Source organism: Acidobacteriota bacterium, from assembly GCA_009861545.1.
In the GTDB taxonomy this organism is placed as follows: domain Bacteria; phylum Acidobacteriota; class Vicinamibacteria; order Vicinamibacterales; family UBA8438; genus WTFV01.
On record VXME01000014.1, the window covers coordinates 1 to 16,011 of the forward strand.

The following is a 16,011-nucleotide window of genomic DNA, read 5'->3' on the forward strand; positions in this document are numbered from 1 at the left end:
CCCACGGGAAGACCGCAGCACCCCCGCGGGCGGGAGGCTCCTTCGACCCCCCCCCCCCACCCCGCTTGGCGACACGACCAGGGGAGCCCCCAACAACCGTTACCGCGTCGCCGCCGGCCCGGTCACGAACGCCGCCCAGCGCTCCATCAGCACCCGACGCTGCTCGAACAGATCGCTGCGCGCGTAACTCCGCTCGACAGCCCCGCCCACCACGTGCGCAAGGGCCAGCTCCGCCACGTCCCGCGTCGCACCGGAACGCTCCGCCGCCCACGTCCGGAAGCTCGACCGGAAACCGTGAACGTCCGCATCCGTACCCGTCGCTCGCCGCAGCGCAATGACCAAGGTGCCGCCGTTGAGCGGACGCCCGCCCACACCAGGGAAGATCAACGAGTCGGCCGCGCCGTCGGAATGCGCCCGCATGCCCTCCAGCACCGCCACAGCCGCAGCCGACAACGGCACCCGATGTTCCGACCCCGCCTTCATCCGCGAGGCCGGTACGCGCCACTCCCGCACCTCGAGGTCGACCTCGCCCCACGTCGCCCCGCGGGCCTCGCCCGACCGCACCGCCGTCAGCGCCGTGAAACGAATCGCCGCCTTGGCGGCCGGACCCGCCCCCGACGCCTCGACCGCCACCAGCGCCGCGGGAACGTCCGCGTACGGCAACGCCCGCCGATGCGCCCGCGCCTTCGGGCTCTTCGGCAACGCCGCGTCGATCACTTCGCCCGCCGCGTTCACGTCGACATGGCCGAGAGCTTGCGCCGCCGCGAGCACGCCACGGACCCAACCGCGCAAGAGCTTGCCCGTCGCCGGCTTGTCGCGGTACACCGGCCCGAGCACCGAGAGCACCGCCGCCCGGTCGATCTGGTCGACGGGCCGGCCCATCAGACGCGCCGCGTACCGCGCCAGGGTCCGCCGCCGCGTCTCCCGGGTCTGGCCGCGCCACTGGCCCCCGCGCTCGACCTTGGCCGACACGTCCGCGAACGTCGGCACGGTCGACGCGCGCCCGGACGGGTCCCCGCCCCGCTTCGCCGTCAGGCGGTTGTCGTGCGCCCGCTCCCGAGCCTCCGACAGCGTGACGGCCGGGTACGTGCCGATGCTGATGTCGCGCCGCGTCCCCTGGACGTGAAGCCGTTGCACCCAGCGCTTGTTGACCCGGCCCGTCCGGCCCTTGGCCACGACCAGGTACACCGTGTCGCCTGCCCGGTACCGGCCCGGCTTCCGCAGCGTCTCGGCCCGTCTGGCGGTCAGTCTCTCCATTGACCCGCCTCCTTGGACCGAAATGGTACACCCACGGTACGACCACAATCAAGGCTCGGATTCGGGCGGATCGATCCGGACCGGCATGGACCCCGGAGGCTGGCTATTCCCTGAAATTACGCAGGAAAACCCACATGTTTCTACAGATTCGGACTGATACGGACCAGAGACAGCGTTAAGGCAGCGCGAACACGAAGAGCGTGCTCCCCACGCTCGGTCGCAGCTCCGGCGTCAGCCGACGGTTGGTGCCGCCGCCGGCGCCGGTATTGACCGCCACGTACTGGCGCCCGTCGACCGCGTAGGCGATTGGGAATCCGACCACCGGCGAGCCCAAATTGATCTCCCAGAGCACCGCGCCGGTCTCCTGGTCGAGCGCCTTGAACCGGCCGTTGACGTCGCCCGCGAAGATCAACCCGCCGCCGGTGGCCATCAGCGGCATCGTGGCCGCCCGCTGCTCGTGCACCCAGGCCGTCTCGCCCGTCTCCGCCGAGACCGCGTGGATCGTGCCCAGGTAGTCGGTCCCGGGAGTCAACTGGTGCCGCGCGGCGAGCGCGTAGATCTCCAGCCCGCCCTGGCCGCCGGCGGTCAGCGCCCGCGCCCGCTCGCTGCGTACGTTGTCGGTGGCCAGCATCCGCGCGCAGGTGTTGCGCAGCGGCATGTACATGGTGTTCGTCAACGGGCTGTAGGCGCCGGCCTCCCAGTCCTTGCCGCCCGCCCAGGTGGGGCAGGCCAGCACTTCCTGCCCGAGCGCGGTGAAGGTGACCTCGGCGTTCTCGGTCACCGCGCCGGTCGCGCCGTCGATGTCGCTGATCACGTTCTGCGCGACGGTGGGCCGCGCCCACAGGAACTCGCCCGTCTCCCGGTCCAGGGTATAGACGAGGCCGGTCTTGCCCGGCACCCCGGTCACCACCTTGCGGACCTCGCCCGGCTGGATGCGCGGGTTGATCCAGCTCACCGCGTCGGCATCCGGTGCGACCGCCGTATCGACGAGCAGGCGCTCGAAGGGGTGGTCCAGGTCCCAATGGTCGTTCAGATGCTGGTAGAACCAGCGGATCTCGCCGGTCTCGACGTCGAGAGCCAGCGTCGAGTTGTGGTAGAGGTGCTTGTTCTCCACCCCGCCGAGCAGGAACTTGGGCGCCGGCGAGGTGACGGAGGTGCCCTGGTAGATCAGGCGCAACTCGGGATCGTAGCTGGCGGGCATCCAGGAGCCGACGTGCACGCGCTCCGCGTAGGGCACGCCGCCCCAGGTCTCGTCCCCCGGCTCGCCCGGGGCCGGCACGGTCCGCCGCCGCCACAGCTCCTCGCCGGTGAGCGCGTCGTGCGCCACCACCACGCACGACTCCGGCCCGCCTCGCGGCCGGCAGCTCCGCCCGGAGATGACCCGGCCGTCGGCGATGATCGGACCCGAGCTGTGTCCCGCCGGTATCTCCCGGTAGTCGAAGATCCGCGTCTCCCACGCGATCTCGCCGGTCGTCGCGTCGAGCGCGTAGGCGTAGTCGTCGTCGCTGACGTTGATGATGAAACGGTCGTAGATGGCGATGTTCCGCATGCTGCGGGCGTTGCCGCCGACGTACTCGTAGACGTCCTCCGGCAGATCCCGGCGATACTCCCAGACCAGATCGCCGGTCGCCGCGTCGATGGCCTGGATGACATCGCTGCCGTTCGGCATGTAGAGCACGCCGTCGTAGGCCAGCGGCGTCACCTCCTGCGTGCCGGCCATCAGGGCCCGCGACCAGGCGAGCCGGATCTCGCCGACGTTCTCGCGCGTCACCTGATCCAGCGGGCTGTAGCCCCACCCGTCGAGGGTGCGGCGCCACATCGGCCAGTCCCCGGGATCGGGATCCTGCAGCATGGCGTCCGTGACCGGCACGAAGTCGTCGTCGGACTGCGCGTCGGCCGGCTGCGGAACGGCCGCAAGCACCACGGCCGCGACGAAGGCCACCGGCATGAACGGTGCGACGGATCGAGATCGAGACATCTGGAAACTCCCGCGAACGGAGGCTGAAGACAGGCGTTCGACAGCGGAAGGAGAATTATAGGCCCCGCGGCCGAGGAGCCGCAGGGTCACGACCGAATCCGCCTGTGTGCCGCGATTGAAGCGTGAGAGCGGCTACAGGCCGCGCTGCAGGTAGGGCAGGAACGCCGTCGCCAGCCCGAGGATGGCGAAGAAGCCGAACACGTCGGTCATGGTGGTGATGAACACCGCCGACGCGAGGGCCGGGTCGATCTTCAACGCCCGCAGCGCGATCGGGATCAGCGTCGCGGCGATGGCCGCCACGAGCAGGTTGATCACCATCGCCAGAGCCAGGATGGCGCCCAGGTACGGGTTGCCGAAAACGCCCCAGGCCACGCCGGCGCCCGCCCCTCCGAGCACGATGCCGTTGGCGACGCCGACCAGCGCCTCCTTGCCGAGCACGCGCCGCGAGTTGCTCCAGGTCAGCTCGCCGAGAGCGATGCCGCGCACGATCACCGTCAGCGTCTGCGTCGCCGCGTTGCCGCCCATGCTCGCCACCACGGTCATGAGCGCCGCGAGGGCGATGACCTGCTCCACCGTCCCCTGGAACTCGCGCACCACGAGCGCGGCCAGGGTCGCCGCCACGAGGTTCACGCCCAGCCACGGCAGCCGCTTGCGCCACGCCTCCCAGGGCGAGGTGAAGACGTGCTCGTCGGCCGGCACGCCGGCCAGACGCAGGATGTCCTCGGTCGCCTCGTCCTTGATGACGTCGATGACGTCGTCCACGGTGATGATGCCGACCAGCTTGTTCTCGTCGTCGACGACCGGTATCGCGAGCAGATTGTAGTTGGCGACCTCCTGCGCGACCTCCTCCTGATCGGTGTCGACGCGAGCCTTGATGAGCTCCGAGGTCATGATCCGCTTGAGCGGCGTCTCCGGCGACACCAGGAGCAGGCGGCGCAGCGACACCACCCCGACCAGGTGGCGCCGCTCGTCGACGACGTAGAGGTAGAAGACCATCTCCACCTCGCGCGAGCGCTGCAGCGCCTCGATGGCCTCGCCCGCCGTCAGGTCCTCCGCGAGGGCGAAGACCTCCGGGTTCATGATGCGGCCCGCGGTCTGGTCGCCGTACGCCAGCAGGTGCTGTACGTCGCCGGAGTCCTTGCGGCGCATCCGCGCGAGCACCTCGGCCGACACATCGTCCGGGAGCCGGTCGATCAGCGCCGCCGCGTCGTCGGTCTGCAACTCCAGGAACAGCTTCGCCAGCTCGTCGGGAGGCCGCTTCGCCAGGAGCGCGTCGCCGATCTCGGCGTCGAGCTCGCTGAGCGCCTCCATCGCAAGACGACTGTTCTGCGCAACGAGGGTGTTGAACGTCGAAAGCCGCCCGGCGTCCGAGAGCCCGCTCAGGACCTCGGCGAGGTCGGCCGGATGCTGCTTCTGGAGGAGGTTGACGAGGTTAGCGGTCGCACCAATCCGCTGCAGTCGCTTGACTGAATCGAGCACGACGTCGATTCGGCGGAGAGGCGGCATGGTTCCGAACCGCGAGGTCGCTCGGCCTCGCGCGATGCAGTCCGGTGCTGGGTCGTTGTCCCACTGGTCCAGACACTGAGCACATCATTGTACCACGTGCGATCCGGCCGCCGGCGCGACGGTCATCGTTCGAGGCCCAGCTCCCGCAGCATGCGCTCGTTCTCCCGCCAGCCGGGGCGCACCCGCACGTGCAGATCCAGATATACGCGCGCCCCGAACGCCCGCTCGAGCTCTTCGCGCGCCCCGACGCCGATGCGCTTGATGCGCGCCCCGCCGCGGCCGAGCACGATCGGCTTGTGGGTGTCTCGGTCGACCACGATCGAGCAGTACAGACGCAGGACACCCCGCGGATCCGGCTCCTCGAACCGATCGACGACGACGGCGCTCGAGAACGGCAGCTCGGCCCGCGTCTCGTGCAGCAGCTTCTCGCGCACGGTCTCCGCCACCAGCACGCGCTCCGGCTGATCGGTCACGAAGTCGTCCGGGAACAGTGGCTCCCCCGGCGGCAGGCGCTCCCAGATCTCCCCTTCCAGCGCGGACACGCCGTCGCCGGTCAACGCCGAGATCGGCACGAGACCCGCGAAGTCCCGCTGCTGCCGGTACCAGTCCATCAGGGGCAGCAGCCGGCGCTTCGCCAGCAGGTCGATCTTGTTCAGGGCCAGAATGACCGGCGCGGTCGCCCGGTCGAGCAGATCCAGCACGAAGCGATCGCCCCTGCCCGTCCGCAGGGTCGCGTCCAGCACGACGACCAGCACGTCCACCTGCGTGATGGTCTCGACCGCGTGGTCCACCATCCGGACATTCATCCGGTGCATCGGACGGTGGATGCCCGGCGTGTCGACGAAGACGATCTGGCCGGGGCGCGCCGCCGTACCCTGCTTCACGCCGAGGATTCGGGTGCGGGTCGTCTGGGGCTTGTCGGAGACGATCGCCACCTTCGTCCCGACGATCCGGTTGAGCAGGGTGGACTTGCCGGCGTTGGGCCGGCCGATGAGCGAGGCGTAGCCCGCCTTCACGCCGGGCTCTCCAGCGCTGCCGCGGAGGTGCGCCGGAGCCGGACGCGATGCAGCCGGCGGCGCTCCGCCTCGAGCACGTCGACGCTCAGCCCGTCCACCTCGAACGATTCGCCCTCCTGGGGCACGCGGCCGAGCCGGGCCAGCAGATAGCCGGCCACCGTCTCGAACCCCTGCGGTTCGATGATCACGTCGAGACGCTTGCTCAGATCGTCGACGCTGACCCGGCCGGTGAAGACGAAGCTGCCCGAGCCCTCGTCCACGATCGGATCCGCCTCGACGTCGTACTCGTCGCGGATCTCCCCGACGATCTCCTCGATCACGTCCTCGATGGTGACCAGCCCGGCCGTCCCCCCGTACTCGTCGTGCACGATGGCGCTCTGCACCCGCGCCTGCTGCAGCTCCTTGAGCAGATCGGCGACCCGCTTGGTCTCCGGCACGGTGTGCGCCGGCCGCAGCAGCCGGGCCACGACCCGCTCGTCGCCCGGCGTGTCGGACAGGGTGACGAGGTCCTTGACGAAGACGAACCCGAGGACCGTGTCCAGGCTGTGCTCGAAAACCGGCAGCCGGGAGTACTGCTCCTCGGTGAACAGCGCGCGCAGCTCGTCGAGCGTCGCATCGGCCTTGACGGCCACGATGTCCGGCCGCGGCGTCATCACCTCGCGCACGAGGGTCTCGCCGAACTCGACGACCGATTGCAGCAACCGCCGTTCCTCCTGCTCCTCCAGCTCGGCCCGGCCGTCCGCGCTCGTGCGATCGTCCCGCCCCTTTGTGGGGCCGCCGCCGGCCATCGCCGCCGCGCCGACCCGGCGGCTCGCCCGCCTCAGCAGCCGTATCAGCGGACGAGTCAACGGCTGCAGCACGGCCACCGGTACCCGGAGGGACGGCAACAGCGCCTCGAGCACGCGTTCCGGATCGCGGCGGACGATGACCACCGGCAGCACGTAGCCGCACACGAGCACGAACGCAACGAGTCCCGCCGCCATGAGCGCCACCGCGGTCGAGTCCCGCGCGTCGAGCGCGGCCATCGACAGCACGGTCACCGCGACGACGAGCACGCCCTGCAGCACACGCACGGGCACGAACAGCCGCAGCGGATCGTCCAGGTACCCGAGCCGTTCGAGCCGGCCTCGCCGCTCCGCTCCCAGGCGCAGCGACAGGCGCATCAGCGTGGTGAAGGCGGCCTCGACCGTCCCGACGTAGACCGTCGCGCAGGCGAGCAGGAACAGCGCCAGCGGGATCACGCGAGCCCTCCCGCACGGCGCAGGCGCCGCTCCAGGCGTTCCATCTGTCCCGTGTCGCGCTCGTGGTCGTAACCGAGCAGATGGAGAAGGCCGTGCAGGGCCAGACAGCGCAGCTCGGCGCCGAACCGGTGTCCCGCGGCGCGCGCCTGCCGGCGGGCCACGCCGGTCGCGATGACGATGTCGCCCAGATGCCGCGCCCCGCCGCCGACGGGCTCCGAAGACTCCACCTCGGCCGCGGCCGAACCGTCCGGCCCCTCCCCGGCGTCCGCCGCGCGTTCGGCCGCCTCGATGCCGGCGTCCGGCGCCGTCTCGTCGGTGACGGGAAAGGAGAGCACGTCGGTTACCCGGTCCACCCCGCGGTACCGCCGGTTGAGATCCCGCATCTTGCGATCGCAGACCAGCGCGATCACCACCTCCCCGTCGGCCGCCGCCGGCGCCACGTCGGTCAGCCACCTGCGCAGGCGGTCCGCACGCCGCACGCGACCGCGCCCATCGGTCACCACCACGCGCAGATGACGGCGCGGGGACCGGTCAGGGTCGGGTTCGGAATCCGGATCGTCGATGCTCATGGAGATTCGGGGGAATCGCCGGCCGGGGCCGGAACGTACCGCTCGTAGGCCTTCACGATACGCTGCACGAGCGGATGCCTCACGACGTCGCGATCGGTGAAGTGCACGATCGACACCCCCTCGACGCCGTGCAGCACTCTCAACGCCTGCACCACGCCCGACGTCTGTCCGGCAGGGAGGTCGATCTGGGTGATGTCGCCCGTGACGACCGCCTTCGAGCCGAAGCCGAGGCGGGTCAGGAACATCTTCATCTGCTCGGTCGTGGTGTTCTGCGCCTCGTCCAGGATCACGAACGCGTCGTTCAGGGTCCGCCCGCGCATGAAGGCGATGGGCGCGATCTCGATGACGCCGCGATCGATCAGGCGCCCCACCTTGTCGCTGTGAAGCATGTCGTACAGGGCATCGTACAGCGGGCGCAGATAGGGGTTCACCTTCTCCTGCACGTCCCCGGGCAGGAAGCCGAGCTTCTCGCCCGCCTCCACGGCGGGCCGGGCCAGGATGATGCGGCTGACTCGCTTGGACGTCAAGTAGGCCACCGCCTGCGCCATCGCCAGGTAGGTCTTCCCCGTGCCCGCCGGCCCGATGCCGAAGACCACGTCGTGGCGCTCGATGGCGTCGAGATAGCGGCGCTGGCCGAGCGTCTTCGGCGTCACCTGCCGGGTGCTCGAAGCCCGCAGAGGCGCCTTGAGGAAGAAATCGCGCAGGTCGATCTGCGCGTCCTCGCTCACCATCTCGGAGGCCCGCCGCACGTCCTCGCGCGAGAAGCGGTAGCCCTCGCGCAGCAGTCCCGTCAACTGGCCGATGACACGCTCGGTCTTCGCCATTCCGGCGGCATCGCCGGTGACCAGCAACTCGTTGCCGCCCGTCCGGATCTGCACGTCGAACTGCTGCTCGATCTGCTTGAGGTTCTCGTCGCGCGAGCCGAACAGGGTCTCGATCCCTTCGTCGGGAACGGTGATCTTCACGAGAGAGGGTGTAACGATCGGAGTTCCCCTAGTCCGCGGCGGAACTCCGCGTGACACCGTAACGGGTGAGAAGGCTGTGCGGCAAGGCTGTTCAATCGATACCACGGCCCGCGACCGGAGGTCAAGGCGCCTTGCGGACGGGTTGGAGTCTCGCTGCCGCGAAACTCGGACGCCCTTGCCGCAGACGCCTAACCGTCGAGGTGCAGCTCGCGCAACTGGCGGCGATCGACGGTCGAGGGCGACCCCGCCATCAGATCCACCGCGGCGGCCGTCTTCGGAAACGCCATCACGTCGCGGATCGACGGCTCGCCGGCCACCAGGGCCACGATGCGATCGAGCCCGAGCGCGATGCCGCCGTGGGGCGGGGTGCCGTACTGCAGCGCGTCGAGGAAGAAGCCGAAGCGGGCCTTCGCCTCCTCGTCGTCGATCTTCAGCAACCGGAAGATGCGGGCCTGAAGCTCGGCCTGGTGGATTCGGATGCTGCCGCCGCCGATCTCGTTGCCGTTCAGCACGAGGTCGTAGGCGCGGGCGCGTACGGCGGCCGGCTCGTCCTCCAGACGGCCCAGATCCTCGGGCCGCGGCGAAGTGAAGGGATGGTGCATCGACACCAACCGCTGCTCGGTCTCGCTCCACTCCATGAGGGGAAAGTCGACCACCCAGCTCAGCGACGTGCGATCCTCGTCGATCAGCCCCTCCCGCTGCCCCAGCCGCAGGCGGAACTGGCCGAGCAGGACCGGCGCCTCGTAACCCTTGCCGCCCGCGATCAGCGTCAGGTCGTCCCGCCCCGCCCCGACCGTCTCGACGACCTGGGCCAGCGCCTCCTCGCCCGCCGCCTTCAGGATGGAGCTCTGGATGGCCCCTTCCGGCGACTGCCGCACCCAGACCATCCCCTTCGCGCCCAGCGCCAGCGCCTCGTCGACGAGGTTGTCGATCTGCGCGCGCGACTGCCGGCCGGCGCCCGGCACCACCAGCGCCCGGACCGATCCGCCCCGCGTCACGAGCTCGCGGAAGACCTTGAAGCGACCCTCGCGGAACACCTCCGAGACGTCCTGGATCGGCATCTCGAAGCGCAGGTCCGGCTTGTCGCTGCCGTAGCGCGTCATCGCCTCGTCGTAGGTCATGCGCGGGAACGGGACCGGCACGTCCTTGTCCACCACGCGGAAAACCGCCTGCATCAGGTGCTCCACCGCCGCGAAGACGGCGTCCTGGTCGACGAACGACATCTCGACATCGATCTGCGTGAACTCCGGCTGGCGGTCGGCGCGCAGATCCTCGTCGCGGAAGCACTTGACGATCTGGAAGTAGCGGTCCATGCCGGAGACCATCAGGATCTGCTTGAAGATCTGCGGCGACTGCGGCAGCGCGTAGAACTCCCCGGCGTGCAGCCGGCTCGGCACCAGGTAGTCGCGGGCCCCTTCCGGCGTCGACTTGGTGAGCAGCGGCGTCTCGATCTCCCAGAACCCGTCGGCGTCGAGGCTGTTGCGGACCGCCATCGTGATGCGGTGGCGCAGCCCGATGTTCTCGCGCATTCGCGCGCGGCGCAGGTCCAGGTAGCGGTAGCGCAGGCGGACCTCCTCGGAAACGGGGGTCTCCTCGTCGACCTGGAACGGCGGCGTCCGCGCTTCGCTGAGCACGACGAGGCTGCGCGCCTCCACCTCGACCTCGCCGGTGGCGATCTTCGGGTTGAGCGTCTCCTCGGAGCGGCGCTCCACCGGCCCGGCTACCGCGATGACGTACTCGGGCCGCACCTGCTTGATCCGCGCCAGCACCTCGCTGCCGTCGCGGGCCACCACCTGGGTAAGCCCGTGCCGGTCGCGCACGTCGAGGAAAGTCAGCCCGCCGAGGTCGCGGATCTTGTGGACCCAGCCCATCAGCACCACATCGGCGCCGACGTCGCTCGGGCGGAGCTCGCCACAGGTGTGGGTGCGGGTGCGCGGAACGGAATGTGTCTCTTCAGTCACGGTCTTCTCTTGCCCGCTGCGCCGTCCCGCTGCCGACGACGGGATGCGTCTGCCTCGTTCTTCGTCTCACATTGCGGCGCCGACGGCGAACCGGCAGCCGCCGATCTCGCTCTCCATCGGATGTTATCGGCCGGCCGCAGCCGCGCATCACTCGGACATGCGCTGCACGACCTCGGCGCGCGCCACGGCCGCCTGCTCGCCGGATTGCATGTCCTTGACGGTGACCTCGCCGCGCGCGATCTCGTCGTCGCCCAGGATGAGCACCCGGCGCGCCCCGGACCGGTCCGCCCGCTTCATCTGCGCGCGCAACGAGCGGGCGTCGTAGTCGACCAGCGTGGCCACGCCGGCGTGGCGCAGGTCGCGGGCCAGCACGTGGGCGGCCGGCCGCGCCGCCTCGCCCAACGCCACCACGAAGGCGTCGGGCGCGGACGCGCCGGGCCCTTCCGGCATGGCCAGCACCAGCCGCTCCATGCCGGCGGCGAACCCTATGCCGGCCCGGTCGGGCCCGCCGAGCTGGCGCACCAACCCGTCGTAGCGCCCGCCGCCGAGCAGCGCGTTCTGCGCGCCGAGGCCGGAGCCCAGCACCTCGAACGTCGTCCGCGCGTAGTAGTCGAGCCCCCGCACCAGCCGGTGCGAGACGCGGTAATCCAGCTCCAGCGCCGTCAACTGGGCGGTGACCTTGCGGAAGTGCTCGTCGCACCCATCGCACAGATAGTCCGTCGAGTGCGGCAGGTCATCGACGATCGGCTGACAGGCCGGCACCTTGCAGTCGAAGATGCGCAACGGGTTCGTGTCCGCGCGCCGCCGGCAGTCGCCGCAGAGCTTCGACTTCCGCCCCCCGAGCGCCCCCAGCAGCGCCCCGCCGAAATCCGGCCGGCACTCGCGGCAGCCGACCGAGTTGACGACCAGCTCCGCGTCCTCGATGCCGAGGGCACGGACGAGGGCCGCCGCCATCTCGATGACCTCGGCGTCCAGCGTTGCGTCCGAGACCCCGAAGACCTCGACGTCGAGCTGGTGAAACTGCCGGTAGCGCCCCTTCTGCGGTCGCTCGTAGCGGAACATCGGCCCGAAGCCGAACAGCTTGACGGTGGGCAGCGCCTGCTCGAGCGCATGCTCGACGTAGGCCCGCACCATGCTCGGCGTGGCCTCGGGCCGCAGCGTGACCCGCTCGCCTCCCTTGTCCTCGAAGGCGTACATCTCCTTCTGGACGATGTCGGTGGTCTCCCCCGTTCCCTTCGCGAACAGCTCTTCGCGCTCGATGACCGGGGTGCGGATCTCGCGGTAGCCGTAGCGCGCGCACACGTCGCGGATCACCTTCTCGGCGTGCTGCCAGCGCTCGATCTCGCCCGGCAGGATGTCGTGCGTGCCTCGGATGGCCGGAATCATGGAACCTGGACCGCTGCAATCATCGGATGCGGACGGGACACGCGCGGAGCGTGGATGCCACGCGCGAATACTTCGGAGCCACGCGCGGCGCCGGAGGATGGCCGTCTCGCAAGGATTATAGCCCGCTCCGAGCGTTCGACAGGTCGCGCGCCGGGCCCTGCGGAGCAACCCGGGAGCGGTTCGTGCGGCGGCGGCGGCGCTTCCGGCCCGCGCGCGCCCGCGGGGATGCGATAATGAAGGGCCGATGGCCACCCGCGACCGGTTCGATCGTCCGTTGCGCAGCCTGCGGATCTCCGTCACCGACCGCTGCAACCTGCGTTGCGAGTACTGCATGCCGGAGGAGGAGTACGTCTGGCTCCCGCGCGGGGACATCCTGACCTTCGAGGAGATCGGCGCGCTCGTCGACGCCTTCACGGACGCCGGCGCCGACCGCGTCCGCCTGACCGGCGGGGAGCCGCTGTTACGCAAGGACCTGCCTGACCTGATTCAGCGGCTGGCGCGGAAACCCGCCATCCGCGATCTCGCGCTCACCACCAACGGCATGCTGCTCGCCGACCAGGCGGCCGGCCTCCGCGAAGCAGGCCTTCATCGGCTCACGGTCAGCCTGGACACGTTGCGCGCCGACCGCTTTCGCGAGCTGACCCGCTTCGACGGCGTCGCCGCCGTGCAGCGCGGCCTGGAAGCGGCGCGGGAGGCGGGCTTCACGGACCTGAAGATCGACACCGTGGTCATCCGCGGCGTCAACGACGACGAGCTGGTCGATCTGCTCGCCTACGGCCGGCGGGCGGGCGCGGAAGTGCGGTTCATCGAGTACATGGACGTCGGCGGGGCCACCCGCTGGTCCGTGCGGGACGTGCTCTCGCGGGCCGAGATGCTGCGGACGATCGCGGACGCGCTCGGACCGGTAACGGCCATCGAGGAGGTATCGTCCGCTCCGGCCGACCGCTTCCGGCTGCCCGACGGCCAGACATTCGGCATCATCTCGTCGACCACCGAGCCGTTCTGCCGATCCTGCGACCGCAGCCGACTGACCGCCGACGGTCTCTGGTACCGCTGCCTCTACGCGCGCGAAGGCACCGACCTGCGCGGTCCGCTGCGGGCCGGGATGTCACGCGCGGAACTGAGCACGCTGATCGACGAAATCTGGGCCGCCCGCACCGACCGCGGGGCCGAGGTCCGGCTCGCCGCCGGCGACCGCCAGCCGCTGATCCCGATCGAGACGCTGCAGAAGGAACCGCACCTGGAGATGCACACGCGGGGCGGGTAGTACAGCGGTTCTGCACGAGCGACCCAGGGAAGCACGACCCAACCCGAAACGCAGGTCAATCGACCTGCCCGGCGCGTTCCTCCAGGTCAGCCAGGATTTCCTCCATCTGGCCGAGCGCGGAACGCAGATCGTCGGCGATCTCGCGGGCCAGCACGTGCGGTTCGGGCAGGTCGGCGGCATCCTCCAGACTCTCGTCGCGCAGCCAGAACAGGTCGAGGCTCACCTTGTCGCGGTTGACGATCTCGTCGTAGGCAAAGGGCCGCCAGCGACCCTCCGGGCTCTGTTCCGACCAAGTCGCCTTCCGCGTGTGGCGGGCGCCCGGGCGGTAGCACGCGACGAACTCGTCGAGATCCGCGCGGGTCATGCGGCGGGTCTTCAGCGTGAAGTGCTTGTTCGTGCGCAGGTCGTAGACCCATACCGTCCGGGTCCAGGGCTCCTTCGCGCCCGGCTTCCGGTCGAAGAAGAGCACGTTGGCCTTGACGCCCTGTGCGTAGAAGATGCCCGTCGGCAAGCGCAGCAGGGTGTGCACCTCGCACTCGCGCAGCAAGTTGCGGCGCACGGTCTCGCCGGCGCCGCCTTCGAACAGCACGTTGTCCGGCACGACCACCGCAGCCCGGCCGTGGATCGTCAGCAGCGACTTGACGTGCTGCACGAAGTTGAGCTGCTTGTTCGAGGTGGTGGTCCAGAAGTCCGGACGGTTGTAGGTGAGCGACTGCCGGCCGGTCTCCCCCTCCGCGTTCACGACCGTGATCGACGACTTCTTGCCGAAGGGCGGGTTGGTGATGACGACGTCCGCCAGCGCGGCCGGCGCGTCGCGCAGCGCGTCGTCGGTCGTGATCGGGGGCTCGCGCCGGTCGCCGCCGTCGGGGCCGATGCCGTGCAGGTAGAGGTTCATGCCGCACAGCCGCGCGACGTTGGGGACCAACTCCACGCCGCGCAGCGCTTCGAAGCGGAGATGCCGCTTCTGGTCGCGGTCCAGGTCGCCGCTGCCCTTGAGATACTCGTGGGCAGCGAGCAGGAAGCCGCCCGTCCCGCAAGCCGGATCGACGACGAGCTCGCCGGGCCGGGGATTCACGCACTCGACCATCGCCTGGATGACCGCGCGCGGCGTGAAGTACTGCCCAGCGCCCCCCTTGACGTCCTGAGCGTTCTTCTCCAGCAGGCCCTCGTAGGCGTCCCCCTTCACGTCAGCGGCCATCGCCGACCAGTCCTCGCGATCGATCAGCTCGACGATAAGGCGGCGCAGCTTGGCCGGATCCTGGATCCGGTTCTGCGCCTTCTCGAAGATCAGCCCGAGCATCCCACCGCGCGTGCCGAGGGCGCGCAACGTTTCGCGGTAGTGTCGATCCAGCTCGGCCCCCTCCATCGTCGGTGAGGCGAGGTTCTCCCAGCGGTAGCCGGCCGGGATCGGCTGTCCGTCGCCGGTGAGCCGCTCGCGCTCATCGGCCATCTTTAGGAAGAGCAGAAAGGTGAGCTGCTCCAGGTAGTCCTGGTAGGAGAGCCCGTCGTCGCGCAGGACGTTGCAGTACGACCAGAGCTTCTGGACGATGCGATTGGCGGCGTCGCTCATGAGGAGGGCGCAGTATCGGTAATGATATCATGCAGGGGTGGCGCGGGTCGCCGACATCATCCGCAAGGCGCGAGAGAATCCTGCGACCGTGCGCTTCCGGGATCTCGTCAGGGCGTGCGACGCGTATTTCGGATCGCCGCGGCAGACCGGCACGAGCCATCGCGTGTATCGCACGCCGTGGCCCGGCGACCCCCGAGTGAACATCCAGGACGACCACGGGATGGCGAAGCCGTATCAGGTGCGTCAGGTTCTCCACGCGATCGAGAAGCTGGAGGCGCAGCATGACTGATCACTACACGTACCGCGTGACCTGGTCGCCGGAGGAGGGCGAGTACGCGGGCCTCTGCGCGGAATTTCCGTCACTCAGTTGGCTGGCCCCCACGGCCGAGGAAGCGTTCTCCGGAATTCGCGCGCTCGTGCACGAGGTCCTTGCAGACATGCACGCCAACGCGGAGACCCCGCCGGGGCCGCTCGCCGATCGCGCCTACAGCGGGCGGTTCCTGGTTCGCGTTCCACCTGAAACCCACCGGGCACTCGTGCTGCGAGCGGCCGAGGAAGGCGTGAGCCTCAACCGGCTGGTGAGCGCGCGCCTGGCGGATTGACGGCCTACCGTTCCGTCATGCGAGAGGACGCCTGGCATGGCGCGTAATCGAGCCCGCGGGGAACCGGTCTGGCGCTGACCCTTGACCAGGCGGCGGCGTCCGCCGCGAGGACTATCACTGACAAGACTTGCGCATGTCGAAGAACACGACCGACGAGATTCCGGCAACCGGCATGCCGTCACGCCGCCGCCCGACGCATCCCGGCGTCGTCCTGTTCGAGCTGTTTCTGCGAGAGATCCCGATGAGTCAGGCCGAGGCGGCGCGGCGAATGAACATGCCGGTCACGCGCGTCAACGAGCTCGTTCGCCGCCGGCGCGGCGTTACGGCCCGATCGGCACTTCGGCTCGGGGGGCTGCTGGGCACGACGCCCATGTTCTGGATGAACCTCCAGGCCAACTGGGACCTCTGGCACGCGCAGCAGGAAGAACGACAACCGCGCCGCAGGCCTTCGGTCCCGCCACGGGACGGCGATCGTGCCCCCGGCCTCCCTGACCGTCCGTGACGGGCGGCTGATGCCGCCGCGTCAGGCGCCCGCCCGCGCGGCAAGCGCACACCATCGACATCAACTGCTCGCCGAACGAAGCCGAAGATGCCGGGGCGCGCATGACCTTGATGACGGGCCGTCGACGTCAGGGGCCCGCCCGTGCGGATCACGTGCAGCGGGCGCACGGGCGAGTTGACATTGTTAGCGAT

At 69.9% G+C, this 16,011-nt stretch carries 13 protein-coding genes; 4 read left to right on the forward strand and 9 right to left on the reverse strand.

All coding sequences use genetic code 11. The features are described 5' to 3' along the window. Nucleotides 1–99: 99 nt before the first annotated feature. The 8 genes from F4X11_01945 to F4X11_01980 form a co-directional block, all read right to left on the reverse strand. Nucleotides 100–1,257, reverse strand: a complete 1,158-nt coding sequence (locus tag F4X11_01945) for a site-specific integrase (protein ID MYN63784.1) — start codon at nucleotides 1,255–1,257, stop codon at nucleotides 100–102. A gap of 175 nt (nucleotides 1,258–1,432) precedes the next feature. Further along, entirely contained in the window at nucleotides 1,433–3,235 is a 1,803-nt protein-coding gene (locus F4X11_01950) for a PQQ-binding-like beta-propeller repeat protein (protein MYN63785.1), read from the reverse strand. Between the two features lie 132 nt (nucleotides 3,236–3,367). Further along, nucleotides 3,368–4,741 carry a magnesium transporter gene (gene mgtE / locus F4X11_01955; GenBank protein ID MYN63786.1) on the reverse strand — a complete coding sequence of 458 codons (1,374 nt, stop codon included), beginning with the start codon at nucleotides 4,739–4,741 and terminating at the stop codon, nucleotides 3,368–3,370. 122 nt (nucleotides 4,742–4,863) lie between these two features. Continuing rightward, complete coding sequence (locus F4X11_01960) at nucleotides 4,864–5,757, reverse strand: GTPase Era (GenBank protein MYN63787.1); 894 nt, start codon at nucleotides 5,755–5,757, stop codon at nucleotides 4,864–4,866. Then, nucleotides 5,754–7,451: an HlyC/CorC family transporter gene (locus F4X11_01965; GenBank protein ID MYN63788.1), complete on the reverse strand. Its 1,698-nt coding sequence runs from the start codon at nucleotides 7,449–7,451 to the stop codon at nucleotides 5,754–5,756. Before F4X11_01965 ends, F4X11_01960 begins: the two co-directional genes overlap by 4 nt. A gap of 112 nt (nucleotides 7,452–7,563) precedes the next feature. Then, entirely contained in the window at nucleotides 7,564–8,550 is a 987-nt protein-coding gene (locus F4X11_01970; protein MYN63789.1) for a PhoH family protein, read from the reverse strand. Nucleotides 8,551–8,720: 170 nt separating this feature from the next. Then, nucleotides 8,721–10,493 carry an aspartate--tRNA ligase gene (aspS, locus tag F4X11_01975; protein ID MYN63790.1) on the reverse strand — a complete coding sequence of 591 codons (1,773 nt, stop codon included), beginning with the start codon at nucleotides 10,491–10,493 and terminating at the stop codon, nucleotides 8,721–8,723. A 147-nt stretch (nucleotides 10,494–10,640) separates the two neighbouring features. Continuing rightward, complete coding sequence (locus tag F4X11_01980) at nucleotides 10,641–11,879, reverse strand: histidine--tRNA ligase (protein MYN63791.1); 1,239 nt, start codon at nucleotides 11,877–11,879, stop codon at nucleotides 10,641–10,643. A gap of 244 nt (nucleotides 11,880–12,123) precedes the next feature. Here F4X11_01980 and moaA point away from each other — a divergent pair, with 244 nt between their 5' ends. After that, on the forward strand, nucleotides 12,124–13,146 hold the full coding sequence (moaA, locus tag F4X11_01985) for a GTP 3',8-cyclase MoaA (GenBank protein ID MYN63792.1): 1,023 nt from the start codon (nucleotides 12,124–12,126) through the stop codon (nucleotides 13,144–13,146). Nucleotides 13,147–13,201: 55 nt separating this feature from the next. Here the strand turns inward: moaA and F4X11_01990 are convergent, their stop codons facing one another. Beyond that, nucleotides 13,202–14,716 (reverse strand): SAM-dependent DNA methyltransferase, encoded by a 1,515-nt coding sequence (locus F4X11_01990; GenBank protein ID MYN63793.1) that lies wholly within the window; start codon nucleotides 14,714–14,716, stop codon nucleotides 13,202–13,204. 37 nt (nucleotides 14,717–14,753) lie between these two features. Here F4X11_01990 and F4X11_01995 point away from each other — a divergent pair, with 37 nt between their 5' ends. The 3 genes from F4X11_01995 (at nucleotide 14,754) to F4X11_02005 (ending at nucleotide 15,820) form a co-directional block, all read left to right on the forward strand. Beyond that, nucleotides 14,754–15,005, forward strand: a complete 252-nt coding sequence (locus F4X11_01995) for a toxin HicA (protein ID MYN63794.1) — start codon at nucleotides 14,754–14,756, stop codon at nucleotides 15,003–15,005. Beyond that, on the forward strand, nucleotides 14,998–15,318 hold the full coding sequence (locus F4X11_02000) for a toxin-antitoxin system HicB family antitoxin (protein MYN63795.1): 321 nt from the start codon (nucleotides 14,998–15,000) through the stop codon (nucleotides 15,316–15,318). The genes F4X11_01995 and F4X11_02000 overlap by 8 nt, the downstream gene beginning before the upstream one ends. A gap of 133 nt (nucleotides 15,319–15,451) precedes the next feature. Further along, nucleotides 15,452–15,820, forward strand: a complete 369-nt coding sequence (locus F4X11_02005) for a HigA family addiction module antidote protein (protein ID MYN63796.1) — start codon at nucleotides 15,452–15,454, stop codon at nucleotides 15,818–15,820. Nucleotides 15,821–16,011: the final 191 nt, after the last annotated feature.

Coding starts and splice junctions, on each gene's coding strand:
- F4X11_02000 (MYN63795.1), top strand. CDS start 14,998: ATGACTGATCACTACACGTACCGCGTGACCTGGTCGCCGGAGGAGGGC.
- mgtE (MYN63786.1), bottom strand. CDS start 4,741: ATGCCGCCTCTCCGCCGAATCGACGTCGTGCTCGATTCAGTCAAGCGA.
- F4X11_01980 (MYN63791.1), bottom strand. CDS start 11,879: ATGATTCCGGCCATCCGAGGCACGCACGACATCCTGCCGGGCGAGATC.
- F4X11_02005 (MYN63796.1), top strand. CDS start 15,452: ATGTCGAAGAACACGACCGACGAGATTCCGGCAACCGGCATGCCGTCA.
- moaA (MYN63792.1), top strand. CDS start 12,124: ATGGCCACCCGCGACCGGTTCGATCGTCCGTTGCGCAGCCTGCGGATC.
- F4X11_01945 (MYN63784.1), bottom strand. CDS start 1,257: ATGGAGAGACTGACCGCCAGACGGGCCGAGACGCTGCGGAAGCCGGGC.
- F4X11_01990 (MYN63793.1), bottom strand. CDS start 14,716: ATGAGCGACGCCGCCAATCGCATCGTCCAGAAGCTCTGGTCGTACTGC.
- F4X11_01950 (MYN63785.1), bottom strand. CDS start 3,235: ATGTCTCGATCTCGATCCGTCGCACCGTTCATGCCGGTGGCCTTCGTC.